The organism is Mycobacterium sp. 1165178.9, from assembly GCF_001673555.1.
Taxonomy (GTDB): domain Bacteria; phylum Actinomycetota; class Actinomycetes; order Mycobacteriales; family Mycobacteriaceae; genus Mycobacterium.
The window spans coordinates 1-14710 of record NZ_LZMB01000229.1 but is presented as its reverse complement, the minus strand read 5'-3'; the positions used below and the strand labels follow the sequence as shown (position 1 = coordinate 14710).

At 67.2% G+C, this 14710-nt stretch carries 15 protein-coding genes, 3 tRNA genes and 2 pseudogenes; 6 read left to right on the top strand and 14 right to left on the bottom strand.

From position 1 onward, the window contains the following. The 11 genes from rplK to A5652_RS10500 all read right to left on the bottom strand — a co-directional run. Nucleotides 1-295 (bottom strand): 50S ribosomal protein L11 (gene rplK / locus A5652_RS10550; protein WP_067350273.1); only part of this gene is annotated, 295 nt, incomplete at its 3' end. 47 nt (nucleotides 296-342) lie between these two features. After that, nucleotides 343-1140 (bottom strand): transcription termination/antitermination protein NusG, encoded by a 798-nt coding sequence (gene nusG, locus A5652_RS10545; RefSeq protein WP_067350269.1) that lies wholly within the window; start codon nucleotides 1138-1140, stop codon nucleotides 343-345. Between the two features lie 25 nt (nucleotides 1141-1165). Further along, nucleotides 1166-1606 (bottom strand): preprotein translocase subunit SecE, encoded by a 441-nt coding sequence (gene secE / locus A5652_RS10540; RefSeq protein WP_067350266.1) that lies wholly within the window; start codon nucleotides 1604-1606, stop codon nucleotides 1166-1168. Nucleotides 1607-1700: 94 nt separating this feature from the next. Next, a tRNA-Trp gene (locus tag A5652_RS10535) sits at nucleotides 1701-1773 on the bottom strand. Nucleotides 1774-1929: 156 nt separating this feature from the next. After that, a complete protein-coding gene (gene hadC, locus A5652_RS10530; RefSeq protein ID WP_067350263.1) occupies nucleotides 1930-2430 on the bottom strand; it encodes a (3R)-hydroxyacyl-ACP dehydratase subunit HadC in 501 nt (166 codons plus the stop codon). A 3-nt stretch (nucleotides 2431-2433) separates the two neighbouring features. Beyond that, nucleotides 2434-2862, bottom strand: a complete 429-nt coding sequence (gene hadB / locus A5652_RS10525) for a (3R)-hydroxyacyl-ACP dehydratase subunit HadB (RefSeq protein ID WP_067122372.1) — start codon at nucleotides 2860-2862, stop codon at nucleotides 2434-2436. After that, entirely contained in the window at nucleotides 2849-3328 is a 480-nt protein-coding gene (hadA, locus tag A5652_RS10520) for a (3R)-hydroxyacyl-ACP dehydratase subunit HadA (RefSeq protein ID WP_067350260.1), read from the bottom strand. The genes hadB and hadA overlap by 14 nt, the downstream gene beginning before the upstream one ends. Nucleotides 3329-3377: 49 nt before the next feature. Beyond that, entirely contained in the window at nucleotides 3378-3545 is a 168-nt protein-coding gene (gene rpmG, locus A5652_RS10515) for a 50S ribosomal protein L33 (protein WP_003898538.1), read from the bottom strand. Nucleotides 3546-3584: 39 nt separating this feature from the next. Next, nucleotides 3585-3658 (bottom strand) — tRNA-Met (locus tag A5652_RS10510). Nucleotides 3659-3710: 52 nt separating this feature from the next. Continuing rightward, a tRNA-Thr gene (locus A5652_RS10505) sits at nucleotides 3711-3783 on the bottom strand. Between the two features lie 153 nt (nucleotides 3784-3936). Then, a complete protein-coding gene (locus A5652_RS10500; RefSeq protein WP_067350257.1) occupies nucleotides 3937-4143 on the bottom strand; it encodes a type II toxin-antitoxin system VapB family antitoxin in 207 nt (68 codons plus the stop codon). 90 nt (nucleotides 4144-4233) lie between these two features. On the opposite strand from A5652_RS10500, the gene A5652_RS10495 reads away from it, so the two are divergent. The 4 genes and pseudogenes from A5652_RS10495 to A5652_RS10480 form a co-directional block, all read left to right on the top strand. Continuing rightward, entirely contained in the window at nucleotides 4234-4947 is a 714-nt protein-coding gene (locus A5652_RS10495; RefSeq protein ID WP_067350254.1) for an MBL fold metallo-hydrolase, read from the top strand. A 70-nt stretch (nucleotides 4948-5017) separates the two neighbouring features. After that, nucleotides 5018-5871: pseudogene (locus tag A5652_RS10490) on the top strand (hypothetical protein). Then, nucleotides 5868-6563 (top strand): crotonase/enoyl-CoA hydratase family protein, encoded by a 696-nt coding sequence (locus tag A5652_RS10485; RefSeq protein WP_067350247.1) that lies wholly within the window; start codon nucleotides 5868-5870, stop codon nucleotides 6561-6563. The pseudogene A5652_RS10490 and the gene A5652_RS10485 overlap by 4 nt, the downstream one beginning before the upstream one ends. A 60-nt stretch (nucleotides 6564-6623) precedes the next feature. Next, nucleotides 6624-6869, top strand: a pseudogene (locus A5652_RS10480) (hypothetical protein); the annotation flags it as partial. 109 nt (nucleotides 6870-6978) lie between these two features. Here the strand turns inward: A5652_RS10480 and cynS are convergent. The 3 genes from cynS to A5652_RS10465 form a co-directional block, all read right to left on the bottom strand. Continuing rightward, entirely contained in the window at nucleotides 6979-7434 is a 456-nt protein-coding gene (gene cynS, locus A5652_RS10475; RefSeq protein ID WP_067350243.1) for a cyanase, read from the bottom strand. 244 nt (nucleotides 7435-7678) lie between these two features. Continuing rightward, a complete protein-coding gene (locus A5652_RS10470; protein ID WP_369805775.1) occupies nucleotides 7679-8086 on the bottom strand; it encodes a class I SAM-dependent methyltransferase in 408 nt (135 codons plus the stop codon). Between the two features lie 55 nt (nucleotides 8087-8141). Further along, nucleotides 8142-8657, bottom strand: coding sequence for a nitroreductase family protein (locus tag A5652_RS10465; RefSeq protein ID WP_067350240.1), 516 nt, complete (start codon nucleotides 8655-8657; stop codon nucleotides 8142-8144). A 121-nt stretch (nucleotides 8658-8778) separates the two neighbouring features. Here A5652_RS10465 and recC point away from each other — a divergent pair, with 121 nt between their 5' ends. After that, complete coding sequence (recC, locus tag A5652_RS10460) at nucleotides 8779-12078, top strand: exodeoxyribonuclease V subunit gamma (RefSeq protein ID WP_067350237.1); 3300 nt, start codon at nucleotides 8779-8781, stop codon at nucleotides 12076-12078. Continuing rightward, on the top strand, nucleotides 12078-14710 hold a 2633-nt coding region (locus A5652_RS10455; protein ID WP_067350234.1), incomplete at its 3' end, for a UvrD-helicase domain-containing protein. The genes recC and A5652_RS10455, both read left to right, overlap by 1 nt.

The following is a 14710-nucleotide window of genomic DNA, read 5'->3' as shown; positions in this document are numbered from 1 at the left end:
CCTTCGTCTTGTGCGGCTCGGCCGATCCCTTGCCCACACCGGCGGCCTTGAGCAGCAGCTTGGCGGCGGGCGGCGTCTTGAGCGCGAAGGTGAAGCTGCGGTCCTCGTAGACCGTGATCTCCACCGGGATGACGTTGCCGCGCTGGTTCTCCGTGGCAGCGTTGTATGCCTTGCAGAACTCCATGATGTTGACGCCGTGCTGACCGAGCGCGGGCCCGACCGGCGGCGCCGGGTTGGCCTGCCCCGCCTGGATCTGAAGCTTGATCAGGCCGACGACTTTCTTCTTCGGGGCCATGAGATTGTGCGGTTCCTTCCTGGTTCACGCCGGGCGTATGCGCCGGTTTAGAGCTTGGAGACTTGGCCGAACGTCAATTCGACCGGGGTTTCGCGGCCGAAGATCGACACCAGCACCTTGAGCTTTTGCTGTTCGCCGTTGACCTCGCTGATCGTGGCCGGCAGCGTCGCAAACGGGCCGTCCATGACCGTCACCGATTCGCCGACCTCGTAATCGACCTCGATGGTCGGGCGTTCGAGCCCGCCGACGTCGGCGGCGGCGGCGGTGGCGGCCGCGCCCTTGGCGGCCTTCTTCGTCGCACCGCGCGGCAGCAGGAACTTGACCACGTCGTCGAGCGTCAGCGCCGACGGGCGCGAGGTCGCCCCGACGAACCCGGTGACGCCGGGGGTGTTGCGGACCGCGGCCCACGAGTCGTCGGTCAGGTCCATGCGCACCAGGATGTAGCCGGGCAGCACCTTGCGGTTGACCTGCTTGCGCTGCCCGTTCTTGATCTCCGTGACCTCCTCGGTGGGCACCTCCACCTGGAAGATGTAGTCACCGACGTCGAGGTTCTGTACACGGGTTTCCAGGTTGGCTTTGACCTTGTTCTCGTATCCCGCGTAGGAGTGGATGACATACCAGTCGCCGGGCTTGCTGCGCAGTTCCGCTTTGAGCGCGGCGGCCGGATCGGCCTCTTCGGCCGGCTCGTCGGGCGTCGCGGCGGCCTCGGCCGTCTCGTCGGCGGCGTCGTCCGCAGTCGCCTCGGTGATCTCAGCGGCCGCAGGGGTGTCCGTGGCCTGCGCCTGCGCGATTTCGTCCACGTCGACCGCTTCACCCGCGGACGGGTCACCGTCGAAGGTAGTCACGGTGTGAGTCCTCTCTGTCACTCGCTCAGCCGAACACCAACAGCACCAGCTTGGTCAGGCCGAAATCCGCCAGGCCGACCAGCGCCACCATGAAGGCCAGGAAAGCCAGCACAACGGAGGTGTAAGTGAGCATCTGCTTGCGGTTGGGCCAGATGACCTTCCGCATCTCTGCAACGACCTGCTTGAGGTAGTTGAAGACGAACACGAACGGGTTGACCCGACCGTCGCCGGCCTTGGGTTTTGCGGCCTTCTTGGCTTTGGCGCCCTTCTTGGCCTTGTCCGGCGCGGAGACTTCGACCTCATCCGAAGTTTCTTCGCCGCCCTCGACCACCCGCTGCCGGGACCGCTTGCCCGTGGGGCGCTGTGGCCGGGTCAACCCCGCCGTTCGGCCGGCGCTCGCGCGGCCGTCCTCGTTGTCAGTGCCGTCGCTTGCGGCGTCGTTGGCAACGTCGTTTTCGTCGCTCACCGCATGCTCCTTTGTTTGCCAGTACTTCGCGAACCATCCCGCCGATGGTGGGAACTTTCTTCCAGTGTCCACCATGCCAGGACCTTCGCCATTGCAGGGGCGACAGGACTTGAACCTGCAACCTGCGGTTTTGGAGACCGCTGCTCTGCCAGTTGAGCTACGCCCCTTCGCGGTTGGCAGGCCAACCTGCGCTTACCTACCGGGGCCTACATGACACGCGCGCCTTCCGATTGCTTCGACTCACGGAAAGCGCGCTAATGCTGGGAAAACCCCGAGGACCGAGTGTACTTGATTGCCCCTAAGCGCGGGAAATCCAATACGAATTACGCCGTCCTGACGACCTGGCCGGACTCCGGGTCCCAGCGCAGGTTCTCGGACTGTTCGGCGTACTGGCTCATCAGCGTGGTGTAGGCCTCCAAGACCAGCTCGCCCTGATCGTTGGTGCAGATGTTCTTGGTGACGACGATGTCTGCGCCGAAGCGCTCGTCCACGGATTGGACCTCCATCCGGGCCCACAGCTTGTCACCGGCCTTGATCGGCTTGGCGAACACGAACCGCTGGTCCACCTGGACGATCACCAGGGTTTCCATGCCGATGTCGACGTGCCGGAAGAAGTCCAGCTGCACCAACTTGGCGAAGATGGTCGCGAAGGTCAGCGGCGCAAGGATCGCGCTGTGGCCGAGTTCGGCGGCCGCGTCTTCCGTGTAGTAGGCGGGGTGGTCGTTCTTGATGGACTGCGCGAACGCACGCAGCTGCTCGCGCCCCACGACGAAGTAATCCGGGTAACGCCAGATCATTCCGCGGATGTCTGTCTTGAGTGCCATGAACTACGCCAGAGTCGCGGACGCGATCGCCCTGCCGAAAATCTTCTTGCCTCCGGTGGTGGCCGTGAGCGCGATCGTCACTGACTTGGTCTCGGGATCGGCGGACTTCACCCGGCCGCTGAAGACGAGCTCGGCGCCCTTGCCGTCGTTGGGCACCGGCACCACGGCGGTGAACCGCACGTTGTACTCGGTGACCGCGCCGGGGTCGCCGATCCACGCGGTGACGTAGCCACCGCCGATACCCATGGTCAGCATGCCGTGCGCGATCGCCGTGTCCAGGCCGACGACCTTCGCGATCTCGTCGTCCCAGTGGATCGGGTTCAAGTCGCCGGAAACGCCCGCGTAATTCACCAGATCCTGTCGGGTCAGCGGATAGGTCTTCTCAGGAAGCTGGTCACCCACCTTCACGGAGCTGAACTCACGCAGTGGCATCAGTAAATCCCTCTTCTCCATCCTCACCGGCACGGCCCGCCAGGGTCGTGTAGGTCTCTTGCACGACGTCGCCGGCGTCGTTGGTGACGACATTCTTGGTGACAACGATCTGGGTACCGTGCGACTCCCGCAGCGATTCCACGTAGACGTCGCAGTGCAGCTTGTCGCCGGCGACGATCGGCCTCGCCATCTTCAGCACCTGGTCGACCTGAACGATCTGCTGGTCGGCGATCGCGATGTTCGCGTACTGGAAGAACGCGGTCTGGGCCTTATATCCGAAAACACAGATGAAGGTAGGGGGCGCCACCAGCCCGCCGTAGCCGAGTTCGGCCGCCGCCTTCTCCTCGAAGGACGAGGGGTCGTCGTTCTGCACGGCCACCGCGTATTCGCGGATCTTCTCCCGCTCCACCTCGTAATGATCGGGATAGCGGTAGTGCATACCGACGATGCTCGGACTTAACGGCACGGTTCTTAAACTACCTAGTCAATCGGAGTAAAACGCCCGCGGGTGGCCGCTAGCGCGTCTCCCGATGCGCCTGGTGCTTACCGCAGTTGGGGCAGAACTTCTTCAGCTCCAGTCGGTCCGGGTCGTTCCGGCGGTTTTTCTTGGTGATGTAGTTGCGGTGCTTGCACACCTCGCATGCCAAGGTGATCTTCGGCCGTACGTCGGTACTGGAAGCCATGACGGTTCTCTCTCGATTCCTGAATGTGCTGTTGTGTTGTAGCGATGGCCGGACTCGAACCGGCGACCTAACGATTATGAGTCGTTCGCTCTAACCGACTGAGCTACATCGCCTCTGGCCACCCCTTTTGGGGTCGGGGCCGCCACGCCTGCTCGGCGTCCGCCGAGCCCCCTAACGGAATCGAACCGTTGACCTTTTCCTTACCATGGAAACGCTCTACCGACTGAGCTAAGGGGGCCGTTCACCCGAAGCGATCTCCTCCGCGCGGGACCCAGCGTTCACTACCCGTGGTTTGGTTCCGCTGCGAGCCAGGCTGTACCCTCTTTTAGGCCCGCGCGGACGTTCGTGATCGTGAGGGTTTACGCGGCGATCGACGAGGCCGCGGCAAACGTCAGCCGCTCCTGCCGTTGCGCTGAGGTTCCCAGGCACTGAGGTCGCTGAACTCGTCGTACTCATCGTCCTGTTCGACGGAATCGCCGTCGCTGAGCAGGGTCCGCAACGCGAGATTGATGGCCTCGCGCGCGTCGAGGAGATGGAAGCGGCGGATCGCCTCATCGATCAGATCCGCGTCGACCTCGATTTCGACCTTCTTCCTCATGCGCCAACAATACCCACGCGATACCGGCCTAATCGGCTCCGAAACGGCGGTGTCGGTGGTCCGTTGCGGTCGGCGTCCTAGTCTGGTCACGTGCCAGAGGATCGGCTGTATTTTCGACAACTGCTCTCCGGTCGCGACTTCGCCGCCGGCGACATGTTCGCGACGCAGATGCGCAACTTCGCCTACCTGATCGGCGATCGGCAAACCGGCGACTGCGTGGTTGTCGACCCGGCCTACGCCGCCGGCGACCTGCTCGACGCGCTGGAGGCCGATGGCATGCACCTGTCGGGCGTGCTGGTAACCCACCATCACCCCGACCACGTGGGTGGATCGATGATGGGGTTCGCGCTGCCGGGCCTTGCCGAACTGCTGGACCGGGCACAGGTGCCGGTGCACGTGAATACCCATGAGGCACTGTGGGTTTCGCGCGTCACCGGGATCGGCCTTGGTGACCTGACCTCCCACGAGAACCATGACAAGATCAGCATCGGCGACATCGAGATCGAGTTGCTGCACACCCCCGGCCACACGCCCGGCAGCCAGTGCTTTCTGCTCGACGGCCGCCTCGTCGCCGGTGACACGCTGTTCTTGGAGGGCTGCGGCCGCACGGACTTCCCCGGCGGGGACTCCGACGAGATGTACCGCAGCCTGCAGAGGCTAGCGACGCTGCCCGGCGACCCGACCGTGTTTCCGGGCCACTGGTATTCGGTGGAGCCCAGCGCGTCGCTCGCGGAGGTCAAGCGCTCCAACTACGTGTATCGGGCCGCCGACCTCGATCAATGGCGGATGCTGATGGGCGGCTGAGGCCGTATCGCCCGGTCTCGGCCATGCGGCGCGGCGACCGCCCCTGTGATATAAGCGTTGGGTGGATTCCATGGGTTGGATCCAGGACAGCTGGCATGATGTCACGCACGTCGGGTCCGACACCTGGATAGCGTGGGCGGCGTGGGCGGCGATCGTCCTGGCAATCGTCACGCTGGTCTTCACCAATTGGCAGATCAACCGGAATCGCCGCGTGGCGGCCGAGCAGACGCGCCCGCAGGTCGCGATGTTCATGGAGCCACATTCGGCCGACTGGCACGTGATCGAACTCGTGGTCCGGAACTTCGGGCGGACCGCGGCCTACGACATCGGGTTCTCCTTTGCGAATCCCCCCACCGTGGCCGAGTACGAGAACGCCACCGACGGCTACGCCGACGTCGTCGAACTGCGGCTCCCCCGCGAGCTGCCCATGCTGGCGTCCGGCCAGGAGTGGCGCATGGTGTGGGATTCCGCGCTCGACCGCGCCGAGATGGGCAGCGGCATCGAATCGCGCTTCACCGGCACCCTGACCTACTATGACCGGCCCGGTCGAGGGCGCCGCCGGCGGTTCTGGGAGCGCAAGCGTTCCCCGCTGCACACTGACGTCGTGCTGGACTGGGATGCCCTGCCGCCCGTCCAGCGCATCGAATTGATGACGACCCATGATTTGGCGAAGCGAGAGAAGGAGAAGCTGGAGCTGCTGCGCGGCCTGCTGACCTATTTCCACTACGTCAGCAAGGAAACCCGACCGGAGGTGTTCCGCAGCGAGATCGACCGGATCAACGCCGCGGTCCGGGAAACCCAAGACAGATGGCGCACACGCCAACTCGACGAACCCACCGATGTCAGCCTGCGCTGGAGTAACGCCGAAAACGACCTGGGCAAACACCACAGCCAGCCCGCATGACGGCAAGGAGTAACCGATGAGCGCCCCGGTCCACTACAGCACCAAGGACTCCATCGCCGTCATCAAGATGGACGACGGCAAGGTCAACGCGCTGGGCCCGACCATGCAGCAGGCCCTCAACGACGCGATCGACCGGGCCCAGGCGGACGACGCCGGCGCGCTGGTGATCGCCGGCAACGAACGCGTGTTCAGCGGCGGCTTCGACTTGAAGATCCTTACCTCCGGTGAGGTGCAGCCCGCGATCGACATGCTCCGCGGCGGATTCGAGCTGGCATATCGCCTGTTGTCCTATCCCAAGCCGGTGGTGATGGCGTGCACCGGCCATGCCATCGCGATGGGGGCGTTCCTGTTGTCGGCGGGCGATCACCGGATTGCCGCGCACGCCTACAACATCCAGGCCAACGAGGTCGCGATCGGCATGGTCATTCCCTACGCCGCGCTGGAGATCATGAAGCTGCGGTTGACGCCGTCGGCGTACCAGCAAGCCGCCGGGCTGGCCAAAACGTTCTTCGGCGAAACCGCCCTTGCGGCAGGCTTTGTCGATGAGATCGTGTTGCCCGAGGTGGTGATCGACCGCGCCGAAGAGGCCGCAACCGAATTCGCCGGCCTGAACCAGCGGGCACACGCCGCCACCAAACTGCGCACCCGCGCTGACGCCCTGGCGGCCATCCGCGCCGGCATCGACGGCATCGAAGCCGAATTCGGCGTGTGAGCCGCGCTAGGGCGTTCGCCCGAGCCGGTTTCGCGGGCCGCTGCCGGGGAAGTCACCGGAACGGCCAGTGGTCTGCTGCGGCATCGGCCAGAGCCCGGTCTGGCGCTGCTCGCCGACCTGCGGCGGATCCACCGGCTGTCGGCGGGGGTGTCGCTGGATTGGGAGCTGCTGGCACAGGGCGCGCAGGCCGCCAAGGATTCCGAATTGCTTAGCCTGTCGTCGCGCTGCCACCCCGAGACGTTGCGCCAGATGCGCTGGGCCAACGCGATGCTCAAAGAGCTTTCCCCGCAGGTCTTGACGAATTAAGACGGCGAACGCGGTGGCCGCCACTGGCCGCCACCGCGTTCCCTTCGCCTCCTCGACGCTAGTCTGACACGCCCGCGACGCGCCGTCACTTCGCTTTGGCGTCTTCGCCTCAGCCGTCCGCCTCGACCCATTGATAGGGGAGGAACTTCCCGTCGAACGTCACCACGACCCGGTCACCGGACGGGTGCGGCTTCTTCTGCACGTCCAGGCTGAAGTTGATCGCGCTCATGATGCCGTCGCCGAACTGTTCGGCGATCACCTCCTTGAGGGCGCCGCCGTACACCTGCAGGGCCTCGTAGAAGCGATAGATCGTCGGGTCCGTGGGGACCGCGGTGGGCAGCCCGCCACGCATCGGGGCGGCGGCCAGCACCGGCACCGCCGACTCGTCGAGCTTCAGCTGCGAGGCCAGAACCTTGGCCTGCTCCACCGGAATCGGATGCTGGCCGAGCAACGCCGCCGTGGTCCACATGAGTGGCCTGCCGATCGCGTCGGCCAGTTGTTGCCACGTCAAACCCTCCCGGAGCCGGGCTGACACGACCTGTTCGGTGACTTCGGTTCTGTTCATAGCCCTCAAGCATGCCCGCCGGTCTGGCCCGGCGCAGTCGCACGCTTCGGCATACTCAGACGCTAAATCTATTGGCGCCAGAATCCGGCCCTTCCGCGGTGGTGGGTCCGGGTCACCGGGCGAATGGAAGGGTAGTTGCGCCGAGCGGACCACTGATGCTTCGCAGTTTCAGCTAGCAGATGCGCTATCACAAACGGCGGCGCCGTCTACCCTCTGCCGGAGACAACTCCCTGGCCGTCGGCTCTCACTCCGGCTTGCTCGCGGTGACCAAGCGCGTCGAGAACCAGGGTCCCCCGTACCACATCCGCCAGCCGAGGTTGCGACGCCGTACGTCGCGCCAGCCGAGTTCGCGCAACCGGGCGGCGTGTTGGCGCGTCTCCCATAGGTCGGCGATGGCGAGCCGTCCCCCAGGCCGCAGCACCCGCACGGCTTCATCAAGCGCGAGGCGACGACCGGCGTGGCCGTCTATGTTGTGGATGGCCAGGTTGCTGACGATCACGTCGACGCTCTGGTCGGGCAGCGGCAGCGCAGTCATGTCAGCGGTGTGCAACTCGATGCGATCGGCAACGTTCTCGGCGAATGACCATCGCCTGTACGCGCGCCGAGACGGTGTGAAAAGAACCGTCGACTCCGTAGTCGCCGTGGTGGTCATGCACGCCCATCAGCTTACGACTCATCAAGGCGCGGAGAGTTTTTCGCCGTGGCGATCACCAGCGGCCGTGGTGTACGACCTCGGCGAACGGCCGCCGACTCGGCTTGCGGATCGGGGTTAGCGCGCGATCGGCGGGATAGCCCACCCCGAGCAGGAAGGCCACCAGATGATCGTCGGGCACGCCCAAAATCGCGCGCGCCTTGTCCTGGTCCCCCACCGACGAATGACCTGTCCCGATCCCCAGGTCGGTGGCGGCGATCATCATCGCCATGGTGGCCTGCCCGACGTCGTAGTTGTCGGTGACCACTCGTCGCTCGTCGGGCGGCACCGGGACCACGATCGCAATCGCGGCCGCGGCCCCGGCGATGTGACCGGCACCCCGCCAGACGGTGGACAGCTCGGCCAGCTGGTCGCGGTCGGTGACGATGACGAAATCCCACGGCTGGCGGTTCTTCGCCGACGGCGCGCGCCAGCCCGCCTCGGCGATCCGGTCCAGATCCTCGGCCGGTATCGCCTTCGGCTGGTATTCCCGGACATTGCGACGTGCGCAGATCGCGTCCCAAGCTTCCATCTGGGTTCCCTCCAATGACTGTTTTCACGGATCAACCGGCGTCGCATCGCACCGATTCCACGGGGTACCGCGCCCGTAAGCGCCCACCCGCGTCGGTGTCCGGGTTTATCGTGACAGCGCAATGCCGCTTCATCTACACCGCGCCGAGCGCACCGATCTCCTGGCCGACGGTCTCGGCGCTCTGCTGGCCAACCCGCTGCCCGACCCGTTCGCCACCGAACTCGTCGTCGTCCCCGCGCGCGGCGTGGAACGCTGGCTCAGCCAGCGGTTGTCGCACGTGCTCGGTGCGCGTGGCGGCGACGGGGTGTGCGCCGGGGTGGCGTTCCGCAGTCCGGGCTCGTTGATCGCCGAAATCACCGGCACGGCCGACAACGATCCCTGGTCGCCGGACGCCATGGCCTGGCCGCTGCTCGAGGCGATCGACTGCTCGCTGGACGAACCGTGGTGCCGCACCCTGGCCATGCATGTGGGCCACTTCCACACCGGCGCCGAGGCGGAGCTGCGCCGGGGCCGCCGATACGAGGTGGCGCGCCGGCTGGCCGGCCTGTTCGACTCCTACGCGCGCCAGCGCCCGCAGCTGCTCGTCGACTGGGGCGACGGCAACCCCGGCGATCTCGACGAGGACCTGCGCTGGCAGCCCGAGCTGTGGCGGGCACTGGTGGCGCGGGTCGCCGCCGACCCGCCGCACATCCGGCAGGCCAAGACGATCGCGCGGCTGCGAGCGGCGCCCAGCGAGCTGCCGCCACGGCTCTCGCTGTTCGGGCACACCCGGCTGACCCGCACCGACATCGAGCTGCTGGAGGCGGTGGCCGCCCACCACGACCTGCATCTGTGGCTACCGCACCCGAGCGAGGAGCTGTGGCGCGCGCTGGCCGGCACCCACGGCACGATCCGCCGGCGCGACGACGTCAGCCATCGCGCGGTGTCGCACCCACTGCTCGCGACGCTGGGCCGAGACCTGCGTGAGCTGCAACGCAGCCTGCCGGCGGATCCGGCGACCGACGACCATCTGGCCGGCGACGGATGCCCGGACACGCTGCTCGGCTGGCTGCAGTCCGACATCGCGGCCAATGCCGTTCGCCCGCTTGGCCGCACGATGCGAGCCGGTGACCGATCGATACAGATCCACAACTGCCACGGCCCGGCCCGCCAGGTCGACGTGCTGCGCGAGGTGCTGCTCGGCCTGTTGCAGGACGACCCGGCCCTGGAACCGCGCGACATCCTGGTGATGTGCCCGGACATCGAGACCTACGCGCCGCTGATCATGGCGGACTTCGGCCTGGGTGACGTGGTGCACGGCGCCCACCCCGCCCACCAGTTAAGAGTCCGGCTGGCGGACCGCTCGCCGATCCAGACCAATCCATTGCTTGGTGTGGCCACGCAACTGCTGGCCCTGGCGGCTGGCCGGGTGACGGCCAGCGAGGTGCTCAACCTGGCCCAGGCCCCGCCGGTGCGGGCCCGGTTCGGGTTCACCGATGACGACCTGGAGGCCATCACCCGCTGGGTCCGGCAGGCGAACATCCGGTGGGGGCTGGACCAGGAGCATCGTCGGCCCTACCACGTCGACTTTGTCCACAACACATGGCGTTTCGGCGTCGACCGGATACTGGCCGGCGTCGCGATGTCCGACGATTCGAACGCGTGGATCGACGCGACGCTGCCGCTGGACGACGTCAGCAGCAACCGCGTCCAATTGGCCGGCCAGTTCGCCGAATTCGTCGCCCGGCTGCAGCACGTCCTCGACTCGCTTTCCGGAGCCAGGCCGCTGAGCGAGTGGCTGGTCTCCCTCACCGAGGGCATCACGCTACTGACGCGGGTCCGCGATGCCGACGAATGGCAGACCGGCCAGATGCAACGCGAGTTCGCTCAGACGGTCGCGCAGGCCGGATCCCGTGGCGGAACCACGTTGCGGCTGACCGACATTCGAGCGCTGCTCACCCACCGGCTCGCCGGTCGCCCGACGCGGGCCAACTTCCGCACCGGCACCCTGACGGTGTGCACCATGGTGCCGATGCGCTCGGTGCCACACCGGGTCGTGTGCCTCGTCGGCCTGGACGACGGGCTGTTCCCGCGGCTCGGCATCGTCGACGGCGACGACGCGCTGGCCCGGTGCCCCATGACCGGCGAACGCGACATCCGTTCCGAGGACCGGCAATTGCTGCTCGACGCGATCGGCGCGGCCACCGAGAAACTTGTGATCACCTATACCGGCGCCAACGAGTATTCGGGCCAGCCGCGCCCACCGGCGGTGCCGCTGGCCGAACTGCTGGACACCCTCGACATGACTACTCCGGCTAAAGTGCGTGCCGAAATCGTCATCGAGCATCCGTTGCAACCGTATGACATTCGCAATGTCATACCCGGCAGGCTCGTCCCCGACGTGCCGTTCAGTTTCGACCCCACGGTGCTGCGTGCGGCGCGCGCGGCCAGCGCCGAGCACGGCGAACGGCCGAAATTCATCTCGGCGCCGCTGCCGCCACCGCCGGCCGGCGACGTCATCCTCGCCGACCTGGTCGGCTTCTTCAAAGACCCGGTGAAGGGCTTCTTCCGCGCACTGGAATTCACGCTGCCGTATGACGTCGACGGCGTGCAAGACGCCATGCCGGTCGACATAGACGGCCTCGAAGAGTGGACGGTCGGCGACCGGATGCTCGGCGACATGCTGCGCGGGATGACTCCGGACGACGCGCGGCAGGCCGAGTGGCGGCGCGGCACCCTGCCGCCGGGTCAGCTGGGCTGGCGCAAGGTCACCGAGATCCGCGACCAGGCGGCGCTGTTGGCGCGCGAGGCGCTTGGTCATAGGCAGGGGCACGGCCACGGCGGCGCCGCCGCATACGATGTCGACATCGACCTGGGGGGCGGGCGGCGACTGACCGGCACGGTGTCGCCGGTGTACGGCGACCGCCTGGTGTCGGTGACGTATTCACGACTGGACGGCAAGCATCTGCTCGAATCGTGGATCCCGTTGCTGGCTCTGGCCGCACACGATCCCGACCGGGACTGGTTGGCGGTGTGTGTGGGCCGCATGCGCAGGGGCACCAGCACCCGGGTCGAGGGGCTCGGTCCGCCGCCCGACCGTGAGCAGGCCGTGGACGTGCTGCGCGAGCTTGTGACCGTCTACGATGCCGGCCGGCGTGAGCCGCTTCCGTTGCCCATCAAGACGTCCTATGCCTGGGCGGCCGCCCGGTACGGCGGCGAGGACCCGGTGACCGAGGCGCGATACCGATGGAAATCCGACCGCTTCCCGGGCGAGGATCAGGCCCCGGCGCACGAGCGGGCGTGGGGCAAAGGGGCGACACTGGACGAGCTGATGCAGCCCGTGCGGCCGGGCGAGGAGTGCGACGGCGAGGACAACCGGCTCGGCGCCTACGCGGCCCGGGTCTGGCTGCCGATGCTGCGCGCCGAGAGGAAGCCCACCTGATGGAGCCCTTCGACCTGCTGGGTCCGCTGCCCGCCGCGCGCTCCACCACCGTGTTGGAGGCCAGCGCGGGAACCGGGAAGACTTTCGCGCTGGCCTCTTTGGTGACGCGGTATCTCGCCGACGGAGCGGCGACGCTGGACCAGATGCTGCTCATCACGTTCGGCCGGGCCGCAAGCCAAGAGCTACGCGAACGCGTCCGCTGCCAAATGGTCGATGCCGTGCGGGCTTTCGCCGATCCGTCGACCGTTGGCGACAACCAGGTGGTGGCGTACCTGCTGGACGGCACCGACGAGCAGCGCACGGCGCGCCGACAGCGCCTTCGCGACGCACTGGCCGGTTTCGATGCGGCCACGATCGCTACCACCCACCAGTTCTGCCAGCTGGTGCTGCGCTCGCTCGGCGTGGCCGGGGACACCGCGGCCAGCGTGACGCTGCTCGACAGCCTCGACGACCTGGTGACCGAGATCGTCGACGATCTGTACCTGGCGCACTTCGGCCAGGAGCGCGACGACCCGGCGCTGCACTACCGCGAAGCGCTGCGGCTGGCACGCGCGGTCGTCAACAATCCGTCGACCGAGCTGCGGCCGCGCGATCCGGACCCCGATTCGCCGGCCGCGGTCAGCGTCGCGTTCGCCAAAGATGTTCTGGCCGAGCTGGATACGCGCAAGCGCCGGCTGGGCGTCCTCGGCTATGACGACCTGCTGATCCGGCTGGCCGACGCGCTGGCCACCGACGACTCCCCCGCCCGGCTACGCATGCACCAACGCTGGCCCATCGTCATGGTCGACGAGTTCCAGGACACCGACCCGGTGCAGTGGCAGGTAATCGACCGGGCCTTCAGCGGGCGCTCCACCGTGATCCTCATCGGTGACCCGAAGCAGGCGATCTACGCGTTTCGCGGCGGTGACATCGTGACCTATCTGCGGGCGGCCGACACGGCGGGCGAGCGCAGGACGTTGGACATCAACTGGCGCAGCGACTCCGCGCTGTTGCAGCGGCTGCAGGTGGTGCTGCGCGGTGCCCAACTCGGCGACCCCGCGATCGTGGTGAACGACGTCGACGCGCATCACCGCGGTCACCGGCTCGCCGGCGCACCGCACAACGACCCGTTCCGGTTGCGCGTGGTCGCGCGGAAGATGTTGGGGCGCCGCGGTGTTCAGAACCTGCCGATCGACCGGGTGCGCGAGCACATTGGCGCCGATCTCGCATCCGACATCCGCGCGTTGCTGGCCAGCGGGGCGACGTTCGCCGGTCGACCACTGCAGGCCCGCGACATCGCCGTGATCGTGGAGAAGCACCGCGACGCGCACGCATGCTTCAAGGCCCTCTGCGCGGCGGGGGTCCCCGCGGTATACACGGGCAACTCCGATGTGTTCACCTCCGAGGCCGCGGAGGATTGGCTGTGCTTGCTGGAGGCCTTCGACCAACCGCACCGGCCCGGGATGGTGCGCGCGGCCGCCGCGACGATGTTCTTCGGCGAGACCGCCGAATCGCTGGCCGCCGGCGGTGACGCGCTCACCGACCGGATCGCGAAAACCCTGCGGGAGTGGGCCGGTCACGCCCGCGAACGCGGTGTGGCGGCCATCTTCGAGGCAGCTGAATTGCTGGGCATGGGCAATCGCGTGCTCGCCTGGCAGGGCGGTGAGCGGCACATGACCGACCTGGCACATGTCACCCAGCTGCTGCAGGATGTGGCGCACCGCAACCACTACAGCCTGCCCGCGCTGCGTGATTGGCTGCGCAGGCAGCGTGACGAGCGCAGCGGCGCGCCGGAGCGCAATCGCCGGCTCGACAGCGACGCCGCGGCCGTGCAGATCATGACCGTCTTCGTCAGCAAGGGTCTGCAGTATCCCATCGTGTATCTGCCGTTCGCGTTCAACCGCAACACCCAGGACAGCGACGTGGTGCTGTTCCACGACGAGGACGGTGCGCGTTGCCTGCACGTCGGCGGCAAGGACAGCCCCGACTTCAAAGCCGTTGAGCGGCTGGGGCGTAAGGAGGACGCCAGCGACGACAGCCGCTTGACTTACGTCGCGCTGACCAGGGCCCAGTCCCAGGTGGTGGCGTGGTGGTCACCGGCGTACTACGAACCCAACGGTGGCCTGTCGCGGCTGCTGCGCGGTCGGCGGCCCGGCGAACCGGTGGTGCCGGACCAATGCGAGCCCACCAAGATCTCCGACGACGATGCGATGACCCGGCTGCGGGAGTGGGAGGCGGCCGGTGGGCCGGTCATCGAGGAATCGGTGGTGGCGCCCGCCCCGTCGCTGGCCGCCGAGCCGATGCCCGATCGCCTGGGGAATCGCCACTTTCACCGCGGCATCGACACCGGCTGGCGGCGCACCTCTTATTCCGGTTTGATCCGGGCGGTGCAGGCCCACGGGGTGAGCAGCGAACCCGAAATCTTCGAAGTCGACGACGAAGCCGGCGACATCCCATTGGTGTCGGCGGTGTCCGGGCCGGACGTGCCCTCGCCGATGGCGGACCTGCCGGCGGGCGCCACGTTCGGCACCCTGGTGCACGCCGTGCTGGAGACGGCCGACCCGTTTGCCGCGGACCTCGCCGGCGAGCTCGAGACGCAGATCCGGGCGCACTCGGCGTGGTGGCCCGTCGCCGCGGCCACCTCCACCGGATC